Below are 23,897 nucleotides of genomic sequence, written 5' to 3'. Positions count from 1 at the left end.
AGGGGAGCACCCCCTACATGCGCGGTCGCACGCCGATCGCCCGTGAAGACGTCGTGCTCTCGGTGCTCATCCCGGTCTACAACGAACGCAGTACCATCCGGCTCATTCTCGACCAGGTGCACGCCGTCCCGGTCAAGAAGGAGATCATCTGCGTGAACGACTGCTCCACCGACGGGACTCGGGAGATCCTCGACGGGCTGTACGCCGAGGGGCTCATCGACAAGCTCATCCACCAGCCGGTCAACCGCGGGAAGGGGGCGGCGATTCGCACGGCCATGCAGGCCAGCACGGGGAACATCGTCATCGTGCAGGATGCCGACCTCGAGTATGACCCGGCCGACTGGCCGCTCCTGCTCGATCCGATCATCGATGGGAAGGCCGACGCCTGCTTCGGGTCGCGCTTCCTCGGCGGCTCGCACCGCGTCCTCTACTTCTGGCACTCGGTGGGGAACTCGCTCCTCACCACCGTCAGCAACATGTTCACGAACCTCAACCTCACCGACATGGAGACGTGCTACAAGGCGGTGCGGGGCGAGGTGGCGCGGAAGCTCGTGCTCACGGCCGACCGGTTCGGCTTCGAGCCGGAGATCACCGCTCGCCTTGCGCAGGCCAAGGCGCGAATCTATGAAGTGCCGATCACGTACGCCGGGCGCACCTACGCCGAGGGAAAGAAGATCAGCTGGAAGGACGGGGTGGCGGCGTTCTGGCACATTGTGCGGTTCAACGTGTTCTAGCGCGTGATGCAGCGCACGGTTGGCGCGACGGGCCTAGGTTGCGCCCCCCGTGCGTGTTACGAACATCGTCCCCGCCGCGTCTAGCGGGTGTCTTGCCGGACGGTCGCTACGTCGGGATCGAAGGGCAGGGCGGCAGTGGACGCAGGGCGCCGCGCGACGATGTTGGACGTGTGGCAGACTGCAAGACAGCGTGCAAAACACTGAAGCGCTCGCGGTCTGCACGCAGTCCAAGGAATCTTCCAACTCGTTGTCGATACGCAACTTCGACAGAGTATCCGCTTCTGGTCCGCCGCTTGCCTTACCTGAGACTCGAGAACGGCCCGCTCCTCTAGCACGATCCACCACCCCTGTCGGACAACCCCGGAGACCAAACCAATGCTGAACAAGACTCGCAAGGGCTTCACGCTGATCGAACTCCTGATCGTTGTCGTCATCATCGGCATCCTGGCCGCGATCGCGATCCCGAAGTTCGCCAACACGAAGGAGAAGGCGTACCTCGCGTCGATGAAGTCTGACCTCCGCAACATGGCCACCACGCAGGAGTCGTACTTCGCTGACAACCAGGTGTACGTTGCCGGTAGCGCCGCGAACACGACGGGCGGCACCAGCTCGCTCTACGGGTTCGTTCCGTCGGCTGGCGTGACGGTGACCGCGTCCGCCTCGGGCGGCACGGGCTGGAGCGCGACGTCGGCCCACACGGCCACGGCCCGCACCTGCGCCATCTTTGTCGGTGTCGCGGCGGTCTCGCCGGCGACGGTCGAAGCCGAGCCGAAGTGCAACTAAGCTAAGGCTTCGCAGCCACCTCCTCCCGGCTGCGAACATCGAGGGCGGCGCTCCCCGGCGCCGCCCTCGATGTTTTTGTACTCCCCGGCGTCGCACGATCGCACCGGGCCCACCGCTCGAGGGCCATCGCTGCGCGATTCCGGTACGACCCGCACGATTTCGGTCCTGCACCTCGCGCGAGGCATGCCTAACGTCTGGCATGCCTCGTTTGCGTTCCTCCCCTGACCGACGCCCGCGTTCCGCCGCGCGCCGCACACCGTGCCGTCGCGGCTTCTCGCTGGTCGAGGTGGTCGTGGCCGTCGTCCTCCTCAGCGTCGCCGCACTCGGCGTCGCCTCCTCGGCCACCTTCGTTGCGCGGCTCGCGGCCACCGCGCGTGCCCTCGCCCTCGCGACACGCAGTACCGCCCACGTGGTCGACTCGCTTCGCGCGGTCCCCTGCGCCACGCTCGGCGCCGGCGCCGCCAGCACCGCGGCGGGGACGGTGCGATGGTCGGTCGCGGCGCCCGTGGGCGTCCGGCAACTGCGTGCCGTGCTCACCCCCACCTCACCCCGTGTCGCCCGCCCCGTCGTCGAGGAGGCCCTCGTCCCATGCGACTAGGCACCACATCACGCGGTCGGCAGAGGCAAGGGCCACCCACGAGGGGAGTGCCGACCGGCTTTGCGCTCGTCGAGCTGCTGGCGGCGCTCGCCATCACCGCCGTCCTCGGAGCGGCAGTCGTTCGCCTGCTCGACCGGGCGCAGCGATTTGCCGGCGGCGTTGCCACCCTCGCCGACCAGCGCGCGCAACTCGCGGTTGCCGGCTTTGCGCTGGAGGGGGCGCTGCAGGGCGTTGCGGCTGGCGATGGCGACCTGCTCGGGGGGAGCGACTCGTCGGTCGTCTACCTGGGGAACGTGGGGAGCGCGATCGCCTGTGCCCTCGGCGCGGGGACGCTCGACGTCGCCGACCAACGCCTGAGCGCTGGGGCGACCATCACCTGGTGGAACACCGCACCGCAGCCAGGCGATTCGCTCGCGATCCTCGACGAGGGGCACTCGCTCGCCGCCGCCGACGATCGCTGGCATCACACGATGATCGCCGCCGTCTCGGGGCGCACCGACGCCTGCCTGTACACCCCGTATCTCGACTCCCTCGCCGACGCCGGGTCGGTGGGATGGCGCCTCACGACGTCGACCCCACTCCCGGCCACCGTCGTCGCGGGTGCCATCGTGCGCGTCAGTCGCCCGGAGCGCTTCGCCCTCTACCGCTCGTCAGGCGAGTGGATGCTGGGGTGGACCGAATGGAATCAGGGCGCCTCGGCGTGGAACGTGATCCAACCCGTCGCCGGTCCGCTGCTTCCGTATGCCGCCGGCGGTGCGACGAGCGGCTTCGGCGTCGCCTGGTTCGATTCGCTGGGGGCCGCGCTCTCGCCCCCGCCGGGGATCGCTCCTCGTCTCGTGGCGTTCACCCTGGGCGCCACCACACGCCGCGCCGTGCGCATGGACGGACTGGCGCGCGGGGCTCGGCGCGATTCGCTCACGGGCCGCGTGGCGCTGCGGAACTCCCCATGACCGTCGCCGCCACCCGACGACGTCGCGCCGCACGCGCGCGGCGAGGGATCGCGCTCCTGACCGCACTCGTCGCCATCCTGCTGGTGGCGCTGCTGTCCATCGGGGCCATGCACCTCGCGCTCGGTGACTTCCGTCGGACCCGCGACGAGGGGACCATGCGCCGAGCGGCCAATGTGGCCGATGCCGGCGCGTACGATGTGCTCCGGCGGTGGGCGACATCGCCTCACGAGGCGACGCCGATCGGCCAGACGTTGCCCCCCGACTCGCTGCAGCTGACGGGGGCGAGCGCGGTGGCGCGTACCACCCGCGCCTCGCGCACGACCTGGTGGACCGTCAGCACCGGGAGCGCTGGCGACTCGACCGAGCGCACCCTCTCGCGACGCACCGTGCAGATGGCGTATCGGCTTGCGCTCCCTGACGTGGTGGCCAATGCGGCGCTCGTGGTTCGGGACAGCGTCACGCTCGCCGGGGGGGCGCGCGTGGTGGGGAGCGACACGGCGCTTGCCGCGTGGGGGGCACTCTGCCCCTCGCTCACGCAGGCGGCGGGGCTCGCCATGGCCGACACGACCCGCCTCTGCGACGGCACCTGCGGCTCCGGGAGCGTCGGGGGGCGGGTCCACGGGTTCCCCCCTCTGCTGGTCGACGCCTCCGCGGCGCTCGCCCCCCGCTATCGGGTGTTTGGGGGTGAGACGTGGGCGTCGCTCACGGCGCACGCCAGCGTCGTGCTCCCCCCGGGGAGCGTCGTGACCCCTTCGCCGGTCGTTGCCGCGGGGGGCTGCGATCGCACGCGGATCGACAACTGGGGCGATCCTGGTGGAGTAGGGGCGTGCGGCACCTACGCGCCGCTCATCTGGGCCACCGGTGACGTGGTGCTGCGCGGCGGCGTGGGGCAGGGGGTGCTCCTCGTCGAGGGCGACCTCATGGTGAGCCACGGCGCGCGCTTCGCAGGGGTCGTGATCGTGCGCGACGACGTGCAGTCGCAGGGCATCGGCGGGACGGTGCTGGGCGCCGTGCTGGCGGGCGACGCCAATGTTGCACCTGGCGACCACACCCGGCTGGATGGCGCGACGCTCGTGCAGCGCTCGCGCTGCGCCGTCGACCTGGCCCTGGAGTGGTCGGCCCGTCTCGTCCCGGTGCGCCAGCGCGCGTGGGCGCCGTTTCGCTAGCCGGTCGATGCGTGCCGCGCGCCGGTGGTGGCTGCGCGCAGGGCGCGCCCTGGTCGCCGAGGCGGGGGTTACCTCGGCGCCTCGCCGCACCCCCGAACCCGGGCGGGCCAACGCATCGAGGGCGCAGCGGGTCTCCCCTCTGCGCCCGGTTTGGATCCCGGATCGGGACGGCGAGTCACCTCGCGTCGGTGATTTGACGCACGTGGCGGGAAAAACGCAACAGCAAGCGCATTCTGCTGTTACCCCGCGCCATGGGCGGTCGTGTGAATGGCAGAATCGACCGATGCTTCGGTCATAGTGTCTGCAGGTCGGTCTCGCGCATGCCGCGCGACGCCCCTTAGCTCCTCCTCCGCACCCTTCCAAATCGATATGGCGCTCTTCGGTCGCAAGAAGACGACGATCGGCCTCGACGTCGGCTCGGGGCTCATCAAAGTCGCGGTCATCGACCACGGCCGCGGCGAGCCCGAACTCACGAAGGTCGTGATCACGCCGCTGCTCGCTGACGCCATCGTCGAAGGCGAGATCATGGATCCGGGCATCGTCACCGATGCCATCCGCAGCGCCATCGAGCAGGCGGGGCTCAAGACCAAGGACGTCGTCACCGCCGTCGGCGGACGCGACGTCATCATCAAGAAGATCCAGATCGAGCGCGTGAAGGAGCAGCAGGCCCGCGAACTCATGCGATGGGAGGCGGAGCAGCACGTCCCCTTCGACATGGAGTCGGTCGAGCTGGACTTCCAGATCCTCGATCCGGATGGCGACGGCATGGAGATGAGCGTCCTGCTCGTCGCGGCCAAGCGCGACCTCATCGAGACGAAGATGCGCCTCCTCACCGACGCGGGGCTCCACACCGCGATCGTCGACGTCGACGCCTTCGCCCTGCATAACGCCTTCGAGATCAACCACCCGGATGCGATGAGCGGTGTGGTCGGGCTGATCAACATCGGCCACGAAGTCACCAACATCAACATCCTCGACGAAGGGGTGCCGATCCTGACCCGTGACCTCACGGTCGGGACGCGTCGCTTCCGCGAGGACCTGCAGCGGGAGCGCGGACTGGGCGCCGACGAGGCCGAGTCGCTCCTGCAGGGCTACGATCGGTCGACGCACCTGGATGCGGTGATCGAGAACCGCGGCGAGGAAATCGCCGTCGGGGTCGAGCGCGCCGCGGCCTTCCTCGCGTCGTCGTCGCGATCGGGCGGGCAGATGCGCGCCGTGTACCTCTGCGGCGGCGGGGCCCGCGTCCCGGGGCTCGCCGACGCGTTAGGCAGGCGCTTGCGCCTCCCGGTCGAGCAGGCCAACCCGCTCGCGAACATCCGCATCCGCGAAGGCGCGCTCGACAACCTCGTCACCGACGAAGTCGCCCCGCTCCTCATGCTTCCCATTGGCCTGGCGCTCCGCAAGGCTGCCTGAGCGATCCCGAGCAGATCTCCCACGATGATCGAAATCAATCTTCTCCCAGGCGCCGACAAGCATAAGGGGCGCGGATCGGGGTTCTCGCTGAAGGCCGCCGCGGCTGGTGTCTCGGCGCGCATTCGCGATCCCTATCTCCTGTCCGCCGTCGCGAGCGTCCTCATTGCGGCTGCCGGCATCGGCGGCATGCACCTCTCGCAGGCCTCCACGCTGTCGACCCTCGAGGAGCGCGAGCAGGGTGCGGTGCGCGATTCCGCCCGCTTTGCCGTCGTCCTCAAGGAACGTCGCAAGGCCGAAGCCAAGCGTGACTCGGTGGTCCGCCAGCTCGAGATCATCCGGTCGATCGACAACGACCGCTTCGTCTGGCCGCACATCCTCGACGAGGTCTCGCGCGCCCTCCCGCCGTACACCTGGCTCAAGTCCATCGCCCAGACGGCCGCCGTCGCGCCGCCCGCGGCCGCGGCGCCGAAGGACGCCAAGGATGGAAAGCCGGCCGCCGAAGGGGCCGCCAACACGAAGCAGGACCCGCAGCCGAGCACGGAGCCGCTGCGCTTCCGCGTCATCGGCAACACGGTCGACATCCAGGCGCTCACGCGCTTCATGAAGGTCCTCGAGACGTCGCCGTTCGTGCAGAACGTGCAGCTGGCGCGCTCGGAGCTGGTCATGGTCGACGGCAAGGAAGTGACCGAGTTCCAGCTCGACGCCGAATACGAGCGCCCCGAGAAGGGCACGCTCACCACCGCCCCCGTTTCCCTCTCGGTCAGGTAGCCATGGCCTTTCCTCCCAAGTCCCAACGTGAGCAGGCCATGCTCCTCGTGAGCATCGTGGCCCTCGCCCTCGTCGGTCTCTACTGGACCTACGTCTACTCGCCGAAGGGCACCGAGATCGTCACCATGACGGAGCGCGTCGACACGCTCGAGTCGCGCAACCAGCGGGCGCGCGCCGAGCTCAAGACGGGCAACGTCGAGGCGCTCAAGGCCGAGGCGGCGCGTCATGCGCGCGACCTCGAGGTGATGCGGCAGCTCGTCCCCACGGGGAACGAGGTGCCCGCCCTGCTCGAGCAGGTCTCCACGGCCGCGCGTCGCGTCGGGCTCGACCTGGCGACGGTGCAGCCGGAGCCGGTCATCGAGGGCGACCAGTTCGACACCTATCGCTACAAGATCACCGTCACAGGTGGCTATCACAACGTGGCCGAGTTCCTCACGAACGTCGGGTCGCTCACCCGGATCATCGCGCCGGTCAACCTGGCGCTGACGCCGGCGACCAGCAGCGTCTCCGGCGCGCGGTCGCGCCCGATGGGCGGCTCGGCGCTCGACACCAAGTTCGAGATCCAGACCTACGTGGCCAAGACGTCGGCGAGTGCCAAGGGAGGCAAGTCATGAAGCGCGTCGCATTCGCGATGGGATTGCTGCTGGCGGTCGCCCCCGGGGCGTCCGGCCAGTCGGTCCCCAACATCATGAAGCCGAAGCAGGCGGCCGCTCGCGCGGTCGCGGCGACCAACCGGGCGGTGGAGGCCAACTCCACCCTGCCGGCCGAGTCGGCCGACACCGGCGCCAAGCGCAAGGCCGACGCCCCGTCCCCGACGGGACGGGCGACCTCCACCGACAGTGCCGGCGGATCGGCGGCCGTCTCCGAGGCGCCGTCGGCCAAGGGGGCCGCCGGGGCCGCGTTCGAGCGCGAGACCTTCGCCTACGACCGCAGCGGCCGCCGCGACCCGTTCGTCTCGCTCATGACCACGAGCGAACTCCGCCCCCTCGTCTCGGACCTGCGCCTTGTCGGCGTGACCTACGATGAGTCGGGCCGCAATTCCGTCGCCGTCCTGCGCGACATCGGGACCAAGGACCAGTACCGCGTGCGTGTGGGCCAGTCGTTAGGCCGGATGCGGGTGTCGTCCATCACCCCGCGCACCATCGTGTTCACGATCGAAGAGTTCGGGTACAGCCGGCAGGAAACGCTGGCCCTCGGGGATTCCAACAAAGAGAGGAAGCAATGAGGCGAGTTTGGACGCTGGCCGCACTGCCGGCCGTCGCGCTGTTCGTCGGCGCGTCGCCCGCAGGCGCCGCGCACATCGATACGCCGGTCGCCCGCGCGACCGACGCCGCCAGCGCGGTCACGGCGCTCTCGCTCGTGCCGGGCCAGGGGCAGGCGGAAGTGGTGATCGCGATCTCCGGACCCGTGGCGGTTCAGGACTTCACGGTCCCCACCCCCCATCGCATCGTCCTCGACCTCACGGGCGCCCGTCTCGGCGCCCAGGGGACGACGTACGATCGCGTGGCCCGCGGCGGGATCACGAACATCCGGACCTCGCAGTATCGCACCGACGTGGTGCGCATCGTCCTCGACATCGACGGCCCGCGCGCCTACAGCGTGACCCGCGGTGACGGCGTCATTCGCGTCGCCATCAAGGGTGACGCGTCGTTCGCCGCCTGGCACTCGTCAGGCGCGATGCTCGCCGAAGCGATCGCCGCCCCGGCCGCCCCGGCGCCACGCGCCCAGGCCGTGACGACGGAAGTGTCGGCCGGCGCGCTCCCCGAGCCCGTCGCCCCCGACAGCAACACGTCGTCGGTCGAGGCCGCGGTCGCCCGCGCCTCCGCCCAGGCGCGCCCCGAGGCCCCGGCCCCGGAAGCCCGCCAGCCGCAACCCGACGCTGAGCCGGCCCAGCCGGCCCAGCCCAAGGCCACGCAGCAGCCGCGCCAGTCGCAGCAGCCGCGCATCACGGTCACCTGGTCCGACGCCGACATCCGCGACGTGCTCGCCGGCTTCGCCACCTTCTCCGGCCGCACGCTCGTCGTCGGCAAGGAAGTGACCGGGACCGTCACCGCCGAGATCAAGGACCAGCCGTGGGACGTCGCCCTCAAGGCGATCCTCGAGGCCCAGGGGCTCGCCGCGAGCGAGGAAACCTCGGGCATCATCACGGTCGACAGCTACAAGAACATCCTCGAGAAGCAGTCGAGCGAGCCGGTCACCACGCAGATGGTGAACATCAACTACGTCTCGGCCAGCTCCCTCGTGCAGACGGTGCAGGGGCTCCTCTACAAGGAATGCCCGATCGGCGCCTCGTCCGGCGGCGCCGCGGCCAACGGCCCGGGCAGCAACAACGGCTGCATCATCCGCGGCACCGTCGCGGCCGATAGCGGCACCAACTCGCTCATCGTCACCGAAGTCACCTCGCGCCTGCCGGACCTCCTGCAGTACGTGAAGGGGCTCGACGTCCGCACCCCGCAGGTCGCCCTCAAGGCCAAGATCATCTCGGTCTCGCGCACGCAGATCGAGCAGCTCGGCCTGTCGTACGACCTGGGCTCGAGCGGGACGTTCTTCAATACGCTCATGCCGCGCATTCCCGAGGGGCAGACCTCCCCGGGGACCTTCGACTCCCGCGTGGAGCTGGGCGGCGACGCGCTCGCCGGCGTCTCCAACGCCAGCCGCAAGTACAAGCAGGGCTCGGCGCTCAACCTCATCTTCTCCACCGCGTTAGGCAAGTACTCGCTGACGTCGTTCCTCGACGCCCTCCGCGAGACGCAGCTCTCCGACATCCAGGCCGAGCCGAGCATCGTCACGCTCGACAACCGCCAGGCCCGCATGTTTGTCGGCCAGGAAACCCCGGTCCGCGTCATCGACGCCGGGTCGCAGGGGCAGATCGGCGCCCCCGTCCGCGCCAACGTCCAGTTCCGCGAGACCGGCATCATCCTCACGGTCACGCCGCACATCACGAACAACCGCCAGATCCGCATGACGATGGAGGCCGAGCAGTCGGACCTCAGCATCGTCGGCGGCGACCTGGGCTTCATCATCAACAAGCGCAACGCCAAGACGCAGCTCCTCGTGAACAACGGCGAGACGGCGGTCATCGGCGGCCTCACGCAGACGCAGGTCACGAAGAACAAGTCCGGCATCCCGATCCTCTCGGACCTCCCGCTGATCGGGCGCCTCTTCTCGCAGTCCGACTCGCGCGAGGAGAAGAAGGACCTGCTCATCCTCATCACGCCGCACATCATCGACGAGGGCGACGCCGTGCGCCCGCCCGATGGGAGCAGCAAGTAATCCACTCCGGAGCCTAACCCGATGAAGACCAACATTCGTCGCGTCGCCCCGGCGCTGCTTGCGGCCGCACTCGCCGCAGGCTGCGGCAGCACCGAGATCGCGTCGACGACATCCGACAAGATCCTCCCGGAGCTGAGCGTGGCCATCGAGGGGATCGTGGGGAGCGGCGGAATCGATTCCGTCTCACTCCGCGTCCCCCTGCAGGTCGCGATCGACGCCAAGGACAATGCCGCCCTGCAGTGGGTCGTGACCCGCGTCTTCGCGGACACCACCCTCGTGGGCCGTGATTCGAGCGCCTTCGCGGTCGCCTCGAACACCTTTGCCAAGACCCTCAAGCTGGCCATCGCCGGGGTTCGCCCAGGCCAGCGCATCACCGTGCGCACCGTCGTCTCCGACGGCGCGGGGAACTCCGCGACCGACGAAGCCACGGCCGTCGCCTTCGATCCCAATGTGCCGCGCATCGCCTTCGTGCAGCCGCAGCCCAACGTGATCGTCGGCGGGACCTACAACTTCGAAGTCGCCGTCCTCGACACCACCGGCATCACCAAGGTGGGGTACCGTGCGCTCGCCCCCGGCTTCGCCAAGGGCGACTCCACGCTCTTCGCGGTGCCGTACCCCAAGGGCGACACCGTCACGTACTCATTCGAACTGCCGGCCAGCCTGCCGTCGGGGACCACGATCACGATCACGCCGTTCGCCGAGAATCGCGACGCGCTGCGCGGTGGTGGTGAGCCGTTCCAGGTCCGCATTGCGGCTGCCGGCCCCGACCTGCTCCCGCCGGTCGTCTACCAGAACATCCCGGCGCGCCTCGAGACCCCCGACTCCGTCGACCTGTCGGCGCGGGATTCGGACGGCCTCGTGCGCATCGTCGGCTTCCTTGCCAAGGACGCCACCGGTCGCGTGATCTATCGCGCTGCCGACACGCTCGCCACGCCGGCCCAGCAGGTGAGCCGTCGCCGCGCGTGGGGGGCCCCCATCGCCCTCCGTGGCCAGGCGCTCTTCATCACCGCCTACGCCACCGACGTCGCCGGCCGCACCGGCTACGCCGTGCCGAACGGCGCCACCGTCCCGGTCAACAGCGACACGCTGGCCCGCCGCGACGCGACCGTCTACGCCTACGGCCTCACCTACGCCTTGCCGGAAGGGAGCCTGGGCGCCGACATCACCGTCGATACGGCGCGCACCCGCGTCTTCGTCTCCAACCTGAACAAGAACCAGGTCGAGGCGTGGTCCTACTCCAGCACGCTGCAGCAGCTGCCGGCCATCGCCGTCGGTGCCCAGCCGTGGGGGATGTTCATCGACAACTCGGGATCGATCCTCCTCGTCGCCAACTCGGCCGGGACGAACATCTCCAAGGTGTCGCTGGTCAATCGCCAGGAGACCGGGCGCGTGAAGACCTCCAACGAGTACGTGTATGACGTGACGTACTCCAAGGACGAGACCTCGGGCGGCTTCAAGTTCAAGGTGCCCCCGCCCATCGACTACTCCGACCGCCCGCAGTTCATCGGGCAGGCGGCGTCGGGCGCGCTGTACTACAGCACGCGTCCCACCACGACCGCCACCCCGGGCACGCTCCGCCGCATCGACAACTTCCTCGATGCGCGCGCCGAGCCGCGCCAGATCTGGCAGTACGGCGGCTTCCTCAAGAACCACTACGTCATCATCAACGCCGACTTCGTCGACGTGATCGAGGGACAGAGTGGCGTGGCGGACAAGATCGTCATCTGCGAACACACGCCAGGGCAGTCGCCCGACACGGCCGTGTGCGTGAACTCGACGACCGTCGAGGCTGCGGTCGCGGCACTCCGTTCCGACCCCATCAACGGCAACGTCGAGGCGATCAAGGACCTCAACGTGGCGTCGCTCGCCCTCCCCGACACGAACTTCGTGGCGGTGGGCGGTGACCGTCGCCGCGTGGCCTTCGGCGAGGGGGCTACCCCGAACCGCTCCGGCCGCGTCCTCCTGGTCTACGATCCGAGCGGGACCCCGGCCAATGCGACGGTCTACTCCGCGCCGATCGAGGTCGCCGACCTCACGAACAACGCCTCGGACAAGGTCTTCGGGCTCGACATCAACCAGAACAGCTCCAACATCGGCGTGCATGGCGAGGAGACCTTCTTCGCCGACTCGTCGCTGCGACTGCAGGGCAAGTTCGCCACCTTCAACAGTGGCGCCGGGATCGCCTTCCACCCGCGCAACATCAACGAAAACACCGCGGACTCGACCGCCCGCGTGGCCTTCGTCGCCTCGGGAGACAAGTCGATCCAGATCGTCGACTCGTACAGCTATCGCCTGCGCGGACGCATCCCGATCCGCGAGAACCTCTACGGCCCGCTCCGCGCCACGATTCCGACGCCGGCCGAGCGTTCCGCCGACCCGACACTCGTGGTGAAGCTCTTCGGCTTGACCAAAGAGGGGATCGTGGTCATAGATGTTCGGTCAGGAGATATCGACAACGTGCCACGATGACGATGCTGCCGGCGGCGCCCTAGCCGCCCCAGTGTCGCACCGCGAGCCCGGCCTCCCAGCCGGGCTCGCGTCGTTTCCAGGACGGTCCATGCTTCGTTTCACCACCGCGGGCGAGTCACACGGCCCGGCACTCGTGTCCATCCTCGAAGGGCTGCCGGCGGGGATCCCGCTCACGGCCGAGCAGGTCAACGCCGACCTCGCGCGCCGGCAGCAGGGCTACGGGCGCGGGCGCCGCATGCAGATCGAGAAGGACGAGATCGAGTTCCTTTCGGGGGTGCGCGCGGGCGAAACGCTCGGCGGCCCGGTCGCCATGCTCATCCGCAACCGCGACTGGAAGAACTGGGTCGAGATCATGGATCCAGCCGTGCGCGCCGACGACGCCGAAGGGCCGCGCAAGCGCGTGGTGACCCGTCCGCGCCCCGGGCACGCCGACCTGGCCGGTCTCCTCAAGTACGACCGCGACGATGCGCGCGACATCCTCGAGCGCGCCTCGGCGCGCGAAACCACGGCGCGCGTCGCCGCCGGAGCCATCTGTCGCCAGCTGCTGTGCGCCTTTGGGGTGCGCGTCGGCTCGCACCTCGTGCACCTGGGCGGGATCGATGCCGTCATCCCCGACCGCCTCCCGCACGAGCTCAACGTTGTGAGCGATGCGTCGCCGCTGCGCACGCTCGACGCCGACGCCGAGGCGCGCATGATCGCGCTGGTCGACGACGCGAAGAAGCAGGGCAACACGTTAGGCGGGATCTGCGAGGTCGTCGTGACCGGGCTCCCCGTGGGGCTCGGCTCGCACGTCTCGTGGGATCGCAAGCTCGACGGGCGCATCGCCGCCGCGGTCATGTCGATCCCCGCGGTGAAGGGGGTGGAGATCGGGCTCGGCTTCGAGGCGGCGCGCCGTACCGGGGCGCAGGTGCACGACGAGATGGATGCCGCCGCCGGGCGCACGCGCGCCGGCAACGTGCAGCGCCGGAGCAACCGCGCCGGCGGGCTCGAAGGCGGGATCACGACCGGTGAACCGCTGGTCGTGCGCGTGGCGATGAAGCCGATCGCCACGCTCATGCGCCCGTTAGGCACGGTCGACATCCCCACCGGCGAGGCGGCCGCCGCGGTCGCCGAGCGATCGGACGTGACCGCCGTCCCGGCCATGGGGGTGATCGCCGAGGCGATGATCGCCTTCGTCCTCGCGCAGGCCTGGCTCGAGAAATTCGGCGGCGACTCGCTCGGCGAGACGCGACGCAACGTGGAGGGGTATCTCGCGCAGGTGGCGCAGCGCGTGGGGAGCGGGCGCCTCGCCGAGGCGGCGGCGCCGGACGAGCGGTCGGCCGAGGGGAGTGCCGCCGGGCGTGAGTGACGGTCGTACGGCGCACCTGATCCTGGTCGGGCTCCCCGGGGCCGGCAAGTCGACGCTTGGCCCCCTCGTGGCGGCGCGGCTCGGCCTTCCGTTCGTCGACCTCGACCGGGAGATCGAGCGGGCGAGCGGAACGGCGATCGCCGAGATGTTCGCCCGCGACGGCGAGCCGATATTCCGGAAGTGGGAGCGCGAGGTGACCGCGCGGCTCGCCGGGGCCACGCCGAGTGTCGTGGCGCCCGGGGGCGGGTGGATCATGCAACCCGGGGTCGCGGCGCTCCTCCGCCCGCCGGGACGCATCCTCCACCTGCGGGTCTCGCCGGCCACCGCGATCGAACGGATGGGGAACGAAGTGGCGCTCCGACCCCTACTTAGGGGGAGCGATCCACTCGCGACATTGACCGCTCTGGAGCGGGAACGACGACCGTCGTATGATGCGGCGGACGCCGTGCTCGACACCGAAGCTCTTTCATTACAAGAACTTGTCTCTCAGGCCGCTGCGCTTGCTTCGTCTTGGGGCGTGGGGGTAGGTTAGGCCATGGACGATCGTTTGGCACACCTCCTGTCGCAGCTCCGCGAGCGATTTCCGGCGGACGCGGATGTGTCGGAGGTCGAGGAATTCCTGACGTCGGAAGGGTACAATCGGCGTGAAATCGGTGAGATTGTCTCGGCGTGGGTGTCCGAGATTTCGCCGGTCGCCGAGTCCCGGCCGGCGTCCGCTGCCACGACGGTGCCGTTTCGGGTGCTCGGGCCGCACGAACGCGGGCGATTCACGACCGAGGCCTGGGGCCACCTCCTCTCGCTGACCAACGCGGGGATGGTGAGCGCCGCCGAGCTGGAAGGCGTGATCGACCGCGCCATGTCACAGGTCGATGGGCGCATCGCCCTCGATGATCTTCGCACGCTCATGGAGTCGGGCGGGCTCGATGATATCGGCCCACCCCCCGACCACGTGACCATACATTGAGCCATGCCAGTCAAGAAGAAGCCAGCTGACGAACTGGAAGAGCCGACGACGCGCCGGGTAGCCGGTCGCGGCGCCGTGGCGCGTCCAGCGGCCAAGAAGAAGACGGCCAAGCGTTCGGCGGCGAAGAAGACCACGACGGCCGCCAAGAAGGGGGCCAAGCGTGCCGTGCCGGTGGAGCCCGAGGTTGAGGAGCCGATTGCTGCGGGGACCGCGGCGCTCGTCATCGTCGAGTCGCCGGCCAAGGCCAAGACCATCGGGAAGTATCTGGGGCGCGGCTATCGCGTGAAGGCGACGGTTGGCCACGTGCGTGACCTCCCGGAGAAGAAGCTCGGCATCGACGTCGACAAGGGCTTCGAGCCCGAGTACGTCACGATTGCCGGGAAGGAAAAGACGCTCGCCGATCTCAAGGCTGCGGCCAGGGAATCGACCGCCGTCTTCATCGCCACCGACCCTGATCGCGAGGGGGAGGCGATCGGCTGGCACGTCGCCGAACAGATTCGCCGGAAGGGCGGGGCACCGATCCGTCGCATCCTCTTCCACGAGATCACCAAGGAAGCGGTGCGCGCGGCGATGGACCGTCCGCGCGACATCGACATGAAGCTCGTCGACGCGCAGCAGGCGCGCCGCGTGCTCGATCGCCTGGTGGGCTACAAGGCGTCGCCGCTGCTCTGGAAGACGGTCAAGAAGGGGCTGTCGGCGGGGCGCGTGCAGACCGTCGCGCTGCGACTCATCGTCGAGCGCGAACGCGAGATCCGCGCGTTCCGGGCGCAGGAGTACTGGTCGGTGGCGGCGGAACTCGCCAAGGGCGGACAGCGCTTCACCGCCAAGCTCCATTCCATCGACGAGAAGAAGGTGGAGATCCCCAACGGCGCGATGGCGACGGGGATCGTCGACGACGTCACGAAGGCGGCGGCGGCGCTCGCCGCGTCGCTCAAGGCGGCGGCGCGTGGTACGTTAGGCGTCTTCCCGGTGCACGACGTCAAGCGTCGCGAGCGCCGCAAGAACCCGGCAGCGCCGTTCACCACCTCGACGCTGCAGCAGGAAGCGGCCAAGAAGCTCGGCTTCGGCTCCAAGCGCACCATGCGCCTGGCGCAGGATCTCTACGAGGGGATCGAGCTGGGGAAGGACGAGGGGGCGGTCGGCCTCATCTCGTACATGCGTACCGACTCGACGCGCGTCGCCGAGAGCGCGGCGGTGCAGGCGCGCGAGGTGCTGGAGCGCGAACTCAAGCTGGGGAAGGAATACCTGGCCCCCGCGCCGCAGCTCTACGGCTCGACGTCGGCGCGCGGGCAGGCGGCGCAGGCCGCCAACGCCCAGGACGCGCACGAAAGCGTGCGCCCCACCGACCCGAGCCGCACGCCGGACTCGGTGCGGAAGTACCTCAAGGAAGACCAGTTCAAGCTCTACCAGCTCATCTGGCAGCGCTTCATGGCGTCGCAGATGGCGCCGGCGATCTTCGACACCACGACCATCGACTTCCGCGTCGATGGCGACGCCCCGGCCAAGGGGGCGGCGCCGCAGTACCAGTTCCGCGCCACGGGGAGCGTCGTGAAGTTCCCCGGCTTCCTTGCGTTGTATCGCGAAGCGCGCGAGGAGGGCGATGGCAAGGCGCTCGAGGACGAGCAGGCGCTCCCCGCGTGCGAGGTGGGGGAGAAGATCCCGCTCAACGCCATCACGCCGAACCAGCACTTCACCGAGCCGCCGCCGCGCTTTTCCGAGGCGTCGCTGGTGAAGGAGCTCGAGCGCCTGGGAATCGGGCGCCCGTCCACGTACGCGTCGATCATCTCGACGCTCGCCGACCGGCGCTACGTGCTGCTCGAGCAGCGCCGCTTCACCCCCACGTCGTTAGGCGAGAGCGTGGAGAAGGTGATGGTGAAGCAGTTCCCCAACGTCTTCAACGTCGGCTTCACCTCCGAGATGGAGGGGGAGCTGGACAAGATCGAGGACGGGTCGCTCGAATGGCGGCGCGTGCTCAAGGACTTCTGGAGCCCGTTCGAGGAGTCGCTCGCCGACGTCGACGTCTCGGCGCTCATCGGCGAGGCGCACGACCTCTCCGCGCTGGCCACCGAGAAGTGCCCCAAGTGCGGCGGGAAGCTCATGCCGAAGGGGGGCTTCTTCGGGCCGTTCGTGGCCTGCGAGAATCATCCCAAGACGTGCGACTACACGCGCCCGGTCTCGGGCGAGCGCAAGCCGGCGGTCCTCACCGACTACAAGTGCCACGAGTGCGGCGCGCCGATGGTGGTGCGCCACGGGCGCACGGGCGACTTCCTGGGGTGCTCCAAGTTCCCCAAGTGTCGCGGCACGCGCTCCATGCCGACCGGCGTGCACTGTCCCAAGGACAACGGGGAGATCGCCCAGCGCCGCAGCAAGGCGCGCGGCAAGACCTTCTTCGGCTGCGAGAACTATCCCAACTGCGACTTCGTCATCTGGGACAAGCCGGTCGCCGAGACCTGCCCGGAGTGCGGCTACGTCGGCGCCGAGGCCAAGTCCAACAAGACGCGCGGCGAGTACCGCCGCTGCCTCAAGTGCCAGAACGAGTGGGACGCCGCGCGCCCGGAAGAGGAAGTGGTGGCCGCGGTGTAGGCGTCGAGAAGACGGGAAGACGGGAAGACGAGAAGACGGGATACCGACCCTCGGGCGCCAGACTCGGCGCCGGGTACGACCAACTCGTCTTCGTCTTCCCGTCTTCCCGTCTTCTATCTTGAAGCATGCAGAAGCCCGAAAGCGCGATCCACATCGTCGGCGGCGGCCTGGCCGGAAGCGAAGCCGCCTGGCAGTTGGCGGAGCGCGGCCACGACGTGGTGCTGCACGAGATGCGGCCGGTGCAGGGGACGGCGGCGCACAAGACCGATCGCCTCGCCGAACTGGTCTGCTCCAACACGTTCAAGAGCACCGAGCTCTCCAACGCGCACGGGCTGCTCAAGGCCGAGATGCGCGCGCTGGGGTCGATCATCCTTGTCGCCGCTGACGACGCGCGCGTCGCCGCGGGCTCGGCGCTCGCCGTGGATCGCGACGTCTTTGCGGCCGGTGTGCACGAGCGGCTGCACGCACACCCGCGCGTGACCGTCGTGCGCGAAGAGGTGACCGAGCTGCCGTCGCCGGGGATCATCGCCACGGGGCCGCTGACGTCGGATGCGCTGGCGACGGCGATTCGCGCGCGGCTCGGGGGCGATGCGCTGGCGTTCTACGACGCGATCGCCCCGATCATCGCCATCGACTCCATCGATCCGGCGCTCGTCTTTCGCGCCTCGCGCTACGACAAGGAGACGATGGCGGGGGCCGACGAGGCGGGGGCGTACCTCAACTGCCCGTTCAATCGCGACGAGTACGAGGCGTTCATCGACGCGTTAGGCGCGGCGGACCAGTTCCACGGCCACGACTTCGACCAGGCGCCGTACTTCGAGGGGTGCATGCCGGCGGAGGAGATGGTCAAGCGCGGGCGCGATACGCTGCGCTTCGGGCCCATGAAGCCGGTGGGGCTCACCGACCCGCGCACGGGGCGCCGCCCGTGGGCCGTGTTGCAGCTGCGGCGCGAGGATCGCGCCGGGCAGATGTGGAACATGGTCGGCTTCCAGACGCGCCTCCGCATCCCGGAGCAGCAGCGCGTCTTTCGCATGGTGCCGGGGCTCGCGGAGGCGGAGTTCCTGCGCTACGGCTCGATCCACCGCAACTCGTACCTCAACACCCCCGCGTCGCTCACGCCGCACCTCTCGCTCAAGGACGATCCGCAGGTGCTGTTTGCCGGGCAGCTGACGGGGGTCGAGGGATACACGGAGAGCTCGGCGACGGGGCTGTTGGCGGGGATCAACCTCTCGCGAATGCTGCGTGGCGAGCCGGCGGTGGTCCCGCCGCCGTTGACGATGCTCGGGGCGCTGTACCGCTACCTGCGCGAGGCCGACCCGCGCCACTTCCAGCCGATGAATGCCAACTTCGGGCTCATGGAGGAGCTGCCGGACCCGCCGCGCGACAAGCGGCTCAAGAAGGAGCGCATCTCGGCGCGCGCGTTAGGCGCGCTGGCGACGTGGATGGCCGAGGTCGGGATCGGGGCGGTGGAGGCGGGTCGTGAGCGCTGACGAACCAGCGGTCGCCCCGCGCCCCGTCGAGCTGAGCGACTTCCTCATCCACCTCGAGAAGGAACGCGACGTTTCGCCGCACACCCTCACGGCGTACGCCCGCGACCTCGACGCCTTCGTCACGTACCTCAGCCAGCAGCGTGGTATCGAGGCCTTCTCCTGGGACGGCGTCGACCGCCTCACCATGCGTGGCTACCTCGGCTTCCTCACGCGCAAGGGCTTGAGCAAGCGCTCGATCGCGCGCGCCCTCTCGGCGCTGCGCACCTTCTATCGCTTTCTGCAGCGCGAGGAGATCGTCGATGCCAACCCGGCCCGTGCCGTCGGCTCGCCCAAGCTGGACAAGTACCTCCCGGGCTACCTCGATCGGGCACAGGTCGACCTCCTCTTCCAGGCGGCCGAGGCGCGGGCGTGGGAGGGCGAGTTCCCCGACGTGCGCAACTTCGCCATCCTCGAGCTGTTCTATTCCACCGGATTGCGGCTGTCGGAGCTGCGCGGCATCAGCACCGGCGACCTCGACCTCGTCTCGCAGCAGGTCAAGGTGCGGGGCAAGGGGCGCAAGGAGCGCATCGTCCCCATCGGCGACCACGCGCAGCGCGCGCTGCGCAACTACGAGTCCAAGCGCGACGAGTTGCTCCGGCTGGTGGGAACGGGGGCCGACCGGCGGGCCTTCTTCCTCTCACGGACCGGCAAGCGCATGAGCGCGCGCGGGATCCAGCTGGTGGTGACGAAGTTTCTCGACCAAGTGGACGAGGACGCAGGACTATCGACGCACTCGCTCCGCCATACCTTCGCCACGCACCTGCTCGACGCCGGCGCCGACCTGCGCGCCGTCCAGGAGCTCCTCGGACACGCCAGCATCTCCACCACGCAGATCTACACGCACACCAGCGTCGAACGCCTCAAGCAGGTGTACGAGAAGGCCCACCCCCGCGCCTAACGACATGTCGTCTTCCTTCCCCGGCTTCCACGCCACGACCATCCTCGCCGTCCGCCGCGACGGCCGGCTCGCCATCGGTGGCGACGGCCAGGTCACGCAGGGCGACACCGTCATGAAGGCGCGCGCCCAGAAGGTCCGCACCCTCGCCAACGGGCGCGTGGTCGCCGGCTTCGCCGGCGCCACCGCCGACGCCTTCACCCTCTTCGACAAGTTCGAGGAGAAGCTGGAGCGCTACAGCGGCAACCTCCCGCGCGCCGCGGTGGAACTCGCGCGTGAGTGGCGCAGCGACCGCGTCCTGCGGCGCCTCGAGGCGCTGCTCATCGTCGCCGACACCACCAACGGCTTCCTGCTCTCCGGCACGGGCGACGTCATCGAACCCGACGACGGCATCCTCGCCATCGGGTCGGGCGGGAGCTACGCCCTCGCGGCCGCCCGTGCCCTCGTCGCGAACACCGCCCTCACCCCGGCCGAGGTCGTGCGCAAGAGCCTCGAGATCGCCGGCGACATCTGCGTCTACACCAACCAGAACATCACGGTGCTCGAACCGACGAGTTGAGGGACGACCGGGTGGTGGCAGTCACTCGTCTTCTCGTCTTCCCGTCTTCCCGTTTTCCAGGACCACATGAGCTCCCGAATTGAGCAGGCCCTCGCCCGCCTCGCCGACCTGACCCCGCGCCAGATCGTCGCCGAGCTCGATCGCTACATCGTCGGCCAGCACGACGCGAAGAAGTCGGTCGCCATCGCGCTGCGCAATCGCTGGCGGCGGCAGCGCGCCCCCGAGCCGATCCGCACCGAGATCTCGCCGAACAACATCATCCTCATCGGCCCCACCGGCGTGGGGAAGACCGAGATCGCCCGCCGGCTGGCGCGCCTCTCCGGCGCCCCGTTCGTGAAGGTCGAGGCCTCGAAGTTCACCGAGGTGGGCTACGTGGGGCGCGACGTCGAGTCGATGGTGCGCGACCTCGTGGAGAGCGCGATCGACATGGTGCGCACCGAGCGCGAGGGCGAGATCGAGGACCTCGCCCACGAGCGCGTGGATGAGCGCATCCTCGATCTCCTCCTCCCGGTCCCCAACGAAGCAAAGCAGGCGCCGCCCGCCGCGGCCCCCGACGCCTCGTCCGCGAGCAACGTCTTTGTCGTCTCGTCCACCGGGACGGTGCAGCAGGAGAAGGAGGCCGACGCCGCGCGCGAGCGCTACCAGCGCACGCGCGACAAGCTGCGCCAGCTCCTCAAGGACGGACAGCTCGAGGGACGCGAAGTGGAGGTCGAGGTGGCGCAGGCCGCCTCACCGGTGCTCGACGTCATGACGCCGCAGGGCGCCCCCGAGGGGATGGAGTCGTTCAGCGAGATGCTGAAGGACATGCTCCCTAAGCGCACCAAGAAGCGCCTGATGAAGGTCGCCGAGGCCCGTCGCATCCTGCTCGAGCAGGAGCTCGACAAGTTGATCGACAAGGAAGACCTCATCACCGACGCCCTCGATCGCGTGGAGAAGATGGGGATCATCTTCCTCGACGAGATCGACAAGATCGCCGGGGCGCGCGGCGAATCGCACGGCCCCGACGTCTCGCGCGAAGGGGTGCAGCGCGACCTGCTGCCGATCGTTGAAGGGTCCAACGTGCAGACCAAGTATGGCATGGTGAAGACCGATCACGTCCTCTTCATCGCCGCCGGCGCCTTCCACGTGAGCAAGCCGAGCGACCTGATCCCGGAACTGCAGGGGCGCTTCCCGATCCGTGTCGAGCTCAAGCCGCTCACCGAGGCCGACTTCGTGCGCATCATGACCGAGCCGGAGAACGCGCTCACCAAGCAGTACGCCGCGCTGGTCGAGTCGGAGGGGGCATCGCTCACCTTCACCGAGGACGGCGTCGCCGAGATCGCGCGGCTGGCCGCACTGGCCAACGTGCGCATGGAGAACATCGGCGCCCGCCGGCTGCACACGGTGATGACCACGCTGCTCGAGGAGGTGCTCTTCACCCTCCCCGATCCCGACACCAAGGCGGTCACGGTCGATCGGGCGATGGTGCAGGGGCGCCTCAAGGGAGTGCTCGAGGACGAGGACCTGCGGAAGTACATCCTCTAGCGCGCGCCGAGCGGGTTCGGGGCGTCGATGAGCTGGAAGAGGCGGCCGATCGCCTCCTGGTCGAGCGGCTTGGCCAGGTAGTCGTCCATCCCGACGGCGAGGCAGCGCTCGCGGTCCTGGGTGAAGGCGTTGGCCGTCATCGCGATGATGCGGGTGTGCGACCCGCTCGTGGCTTCGAGCGCGCGAATCTGCGCGGTGGCCTCGAAGCCATCGACCTCCGGCATCATGCAGTCCATGAGGATGACGTCGAAGCGCTCCGCCCGGTAGGCGTCGACCGCCTCCCGGCCGTTGCGCGCGTGGGTCACGCGGTGCCCCGCGCGGGCGAGCAGGTGCAACGCCACGAGGGCGTTGACCTCGTTGTCCTCGACGAGCAGGACGAGCCGTGGCGGCTGGATCGCGGCGACCGATGACGGGGTCAGGGTCCGGGCCTGCAGTTCGCGCCGTTCCTCGCTCACCCCGCCGTTCGTCTGCGTCCAGTCGAGCACCTCGACCGGGATGGTCACGTGGAAGGCGGTTCCGACCTCCGGGGTGCTGTCGACCGCCAGCGTCCCGCCCAACAACGCCACGAGCTGTCGCGTGATCGCCAGCCCGAGCCCCGTCCCGCCGTACCGGCGCGTCGTCGAGGTGTCGGCCTGGGTGAACTTCTCGAACACGTGGGCGAGCTGTTCGGCGGCGATCCCGATCCCCGTGTCGGAGACCGTCACCTGCAACGCCGGCGCGTCCGTGGTCCCGGCCAGGTGGAGCGCCACGCGCACCTCGCCCGCCGCCGTGAACTTGATGGCGTTGCCCACGAGGTTGGTGATGACCTGCCGGACGCGCGTGACATCGCAACGGACGCGTCCCGGGATGCGCGGCCCCAGGATGCGGACGAGCGTCAGCCCCTTGGCGCGCGCCGACACGTGGAAGATCTCCACCAGTTCCGAGAAGGTCGGCGCCGGCGAGAAGGCCACCGGCTCCAACTCGATCTTGCCGGCCTCGATCTTGGAGAGGTCGAGGATGTCGTTCAGGATCGACAGGAGCGACTGCGCCGACGCCAGCGAGGTCTCGGCGAACTCGCGTTGGTCGCGCCCCAGGTGCGTATCGAGCAGGAGGCTGAGCATCCCCATCACCCCGTTCATCGGGGTGCGGATCTCGTGGCTCATCGTGGCCAGGAAGTCGGACTTGGCGCGACTCGCCGCTTCGGCGGCGTCGCGCGCGCGGCGCAGCTCGTCCTCGGTGCGTCGCCGCCGGATCATCCCGGCGAGCGTGCTGGCGACCGCGGACAGGAACTCGTCGTCGTGTCCCTCGGCGTCGCGCGTGACGTCCAGCTGGGCAACCAACACCCCAATCGAGGCACCGTCGGACAGGAGCGGCACGCAGTACGAGCCGCGGCTCGCGCCGTCCGAGGGGGCGGAGCCATCAGCGGCGTGCTCGACGGCGAATTGCATCTGGCCGGTCGCCACCGCACGACGACACTGACAGGTGGGGCGGTCCGAGGCGAGGACGATCGGAATATCCGTGCTGGGATGTGCCGCCTCGCTGGCGCGGTGCGCCACGCGCACCAAGGTGTCGTCGGAGGGGTCGAGGAGATACACCGCCAGGCGTGTGGCCGTCGCCAGGAGTGGCGCCGACGTCAGCGTCTCCAGCGCCCGATCCAGCATCTCGGCGAGCGAGGCGTCCTCGAGCCCCACGCGCAACAGCGCGGTGAGCACGCGCTGGTGGGCGAACGCACGCTCGATCGCTTCGTGCGAGCGTCGCCGGTCGCTGATGTCGCTGTGCGATCCGGCCATGCGCACCGGGAGCCCCTGCTCGTTCCGCAGCACCATCCCGCGCGCCACGATCCAGCGATACGTCCCGTCCTTGTGACGCATGCGGAACTCGGGCTCGTACACCGCGAGCGAACCGTCGATCGCCGCGCGCACCTGGGCGAGCGTCGGCTCGAGGTCGTCTGGATGCATGAGCGAGGTCCACGTCTCCAGCGCATTGGGGAGCTCGTCATCGCCGTAGCCGCAGATCCGCTTCCATTGCGGCGAGAAGTAGACGGCGTTGGTGACGAGATCCCAGTCCCAGATCCCGTCACGCGAGCCCTGCACCGCGATCTGCCATCGGTCGCGCCAATGCTCCGCGTCGCCCGCGATGGCGGACGAGGGGGGAAGGGCGCTCGGTGGCACGGTGGAATCTGGCATCGTGGACGCGGGAACCGCTGACGGACGCGACGGCTAGGCGACGTGAGGGCGAGGTGCGTGCAACAGGGCGGGGCCGCCGCACGCCGGCTCGTGCGGTCCCCGCACTTCGGGGGGCCGCCATACGAGAGTCTCGACCACTTCGCGCGTTCGGTGCAGTCCCTGCGCACCGTCGTTTG

General features: G+C 69.3%; 20 protein-coding genes. 19 read left to right on the top strand and 1 reads right to left on the bottom strand.

Annotation, left to right across the window (positions count from 1 at the left end; translation table 11 throughout):
• Positions 1–17 precede the first annotated feature (17 nt).
• The 19 genes from IPN47_14295 (at position 18) to hslU (ending at position 21,556) form a co-directional block, all read left to right on the top strand.
• Positions 18–734 carry a glycosyltransferase family 2 protein gene (locus IPN47_14295; GenBank protein MBK9409186.1) on the top strand — a complete coding sequence of 239 codons (717 nt, stop codon included), beginning with the start codon at positions 18–20 and terminating at the stop codon, positions 732–734.
• 375 nt (positions 735–1,109) lie between these two features.
• Positions 1,110–1,517, top strand: a complete 408-nt coding sequence (locus IPN47_14290; GenBank protein MBK9409185.1) for a prepilin-type N-terminal cleavage/methylation domain-containing protein — start codon at positions 1,110–1,112, stop codon at positions 1,515–1,517.
• Positions 1,518–1,716: 199 nt separating this feature from the next.
• Positions 1,717–2,115: a prepilin-type N-terminal cleavage/methylation domain-containing protein gene (locus tag IPN47_14285; protein MBK9409184.1), complete on the top strand. Its 399-nt coding sequence runs from the start codon at positions 1,717–1,719 to the stop codon at positions 2,113–2,115.
• A 47-nt stretch (positions 2,116–2,162) separates the two neighbouring features.
• Positions 2,163–3,065, top strand: coding sequence for a hypothetical protein (locus IPN47_14280; GenBank protein ID MBK9409183.1), 903 nt, complete (start codon positions 2,163–2,165; stop codon positions 3,063–3,065).
• On the top strand, positions 3,062–4,231 hold the full coding sequence (locus IPN47_14275; GenBank protein MBK9409182.1) for a hypothetical protein: 1,170 nt from the start codon (positions 3,062–3,064) through the stop codon (positions 4,229–4,231). Before IPN47_14280 ends, IPN47_14275 begins: the two co-directional genes overlap by 4 nt.
• A 369-nt stretch (positions 4,232–4,600) precedes the next feature.
• Positions 4,601–5,644, top strand: a complete 1,044-nt coding sequence (pilM, locus tag IPN47_14270) for a type IV pilus assembly protein PilM (GenBank protein ID MBK9409181.1) — start codon at positions 4,601–4,603, stop codon at positions 5,642–5,644.
• Positions 5,645–5,668: 24 nt separating this feature from the next.
• Positions 5,669–6,412, top strand: a complete 744-nt coding sequence (locus tag IPN47_14265) for a PilN domain-containing protein (protein ID MBK9409180.1) — start codon at positions 5,669–5,671, stop codon at positions 6,410–6,412.
• 2 nt (positions 6,413–6,414) lie between these two features.
• The gene (gene pilO / locus IPN47_14260) at positions 6,415–7,026 is read left to right on the top strand and encodes a type 4a pilus biogenesis protein PilO (protein ID MBK9409179.1); all 612 of its coding nucleotides are present in this window, start codon (positions 6,415–6,417) and stop codon (positions 7,024–7,026) included.
• On the top strand, positions 7,023–7,637 hold the full coding sequence (locus tag IPN47_14255; GenBank protein ID MBK9409178.1) for a hypothetical protein: 615 nt from the start codon (positions 7,023–7,025) through the stop codon (positions 7,635–7,637). Before pilO ends, IPN47_14255 begins: the two co-directional genes overlap by 4 nt.
• Positions 7,634–9,685, top strand: coding sequence for an AMIN domain-containing protein (locus IPN47_14250; GenBank protein ID MBK9409177.1), 2,052 nt, complete (start codon positions 7,634–7,636; stop codon positions 9,683–9,685). Before IPN47_14255 ends, IPN47_14250 begins: the two co-directional genes overlap by 4 nt.
• Before the next feature lie 21 nt (positions 9,686–9,706).
• Complete coding sequence (locus IPN47_14245) at positions 9,707–12,154, top strand: hypothetical protein (GenBank protein MBK9409176.1); 2,448 nt, start codon at positions 9,707–9,709, stop codon at positions 12,152–12,154.
• An 88-nt stretch (positions 12,155–12,242) separates the two neighbouring features.
• Positions 12,243–13,502 (top strand): chorismate synthase, encoded by a 1,260-nt coding sequence (gene aroC / locus IPN47_14240; protein MBK9409175.1) that lies wholly within the window; start codon positions 12,243–12,245, stop codon positions 13,500–13,502.
• Between the two features lie 19 nt (positions 13,503–13,521).
• On the top strand, positions 13,522–14,034 hold the full coding sequence (locus IPN47_14235; GenBank protein ID MBK9409174.1) for a shikimate kinase: 513 nt from the start codon (positions 13,522–13,524) through the stop codon (positions 14,032–14,034).
• A 3-nt stretch (positions 14,035–14,037) separates the two neighbouring features.
• Positions 14,038–14,466, top strand: coding sequence for a DUF494 family protein (locus tag IPN47_14230; GenBank protein ID MBK9409173.1), 429 nt, complete (start codon positions 14,038–14,040; stop codon positions 14,464–14,466).
• Positions 14,467–14,541: 75 nt separating this feature from the next.
• Positions 14,542–17,049, top strand: coding sequence for a type I DNA topoisomerase (topA, locus tag IPN47_14225; protein MBK9409172.1), 2,508 nt, complete (start codon positions 14,542–14,544; stop codon positions 17,047–17,049).
• Positions 17,050–17,174: 125 nt separating this feature from the next.
• Positions 17,175–18,539, top strand: a complete 1,365-nt coding sequence (gene trmFO, locus IPN47_14220; GenBank protein MBK9409171.1) for a methylenetetrahydrofolate--tRNA-(uracil(54)-C(5))-methyltransferase (FADH(2)-oxidizing) TrmFO — start codon at positions 17,175–17,177, stop codon at positions 18,537–18,539.
• Positions 18,529–19,476 (top strand): tyrosine recombinase XerC, encoded by a 948-nt coding sequence (locus IPN47_14215; GenBank protein ID MBK9409170.1) that lies wholly within the window; start codon positions 18,529–18,531, stop codon positions 19,474–19,476. The genes trmFO and IPN47_14215 overlap by 11 nt, the downstream gene beginning before the upstream one ends.
• A gap of 4 nt (positions 19,477–19,480) precedes the next feature.
• The gene (gene hslV / locus IPN47_14210; GenBank protein ID MBK9409169.1) at positions 19,481–20,032 is read left to right on the top strand and encodes an ATP-dependent protease subunit HslV; all 552 of its coding nucleotides are present in this window, start codon (positions 19,481–19,483) and stop codon (positions 20,030–20,032) included.
• Between the two features lie 66 nt (positions 20,033–20,098).
• A complete protein-coding gene (gene hslU / locus IPN47_14205; GenBank protein MBK9409168.1) occupies positions 20,099–21,556 on the top strand; it encodes an ATP-dependent protease ATPase subunit HslU in 1,458 nt (485 codons plus the stop codon).
• Here hslU and IPN47_14200 read toward each other — a convergent pair.
• Complete coding sequence (locus IPN47_14200; protein MBK9409167.1) at positions 21,553–23,721, bottom strand: response regulator; 2,169 nt, start codon at positions 23,719–23,721, stop codon at positions 21,553–21,555. The two genes, hslU and IPN47_14200, sit on opposite strands and share 4 nt — an antisense overlap.
• Positions 23,722–23,897 lie beyond the last annotated feature (176 nt).

It is taken from the genome of Gemmatimonadota bacterium, assembly GCA_016719105.1.
In the GTDB taxonomy this organism is placed as follows: domain Bacteria; phylum Gemmatimonadota; class Gemmatimonadetes; order Gemmatimonadales; family Gemmatimonadaceae; genus SCN-70-22.
This window is presented reverse-complemented; position numbering and strand designations above follow the sequence as displayed.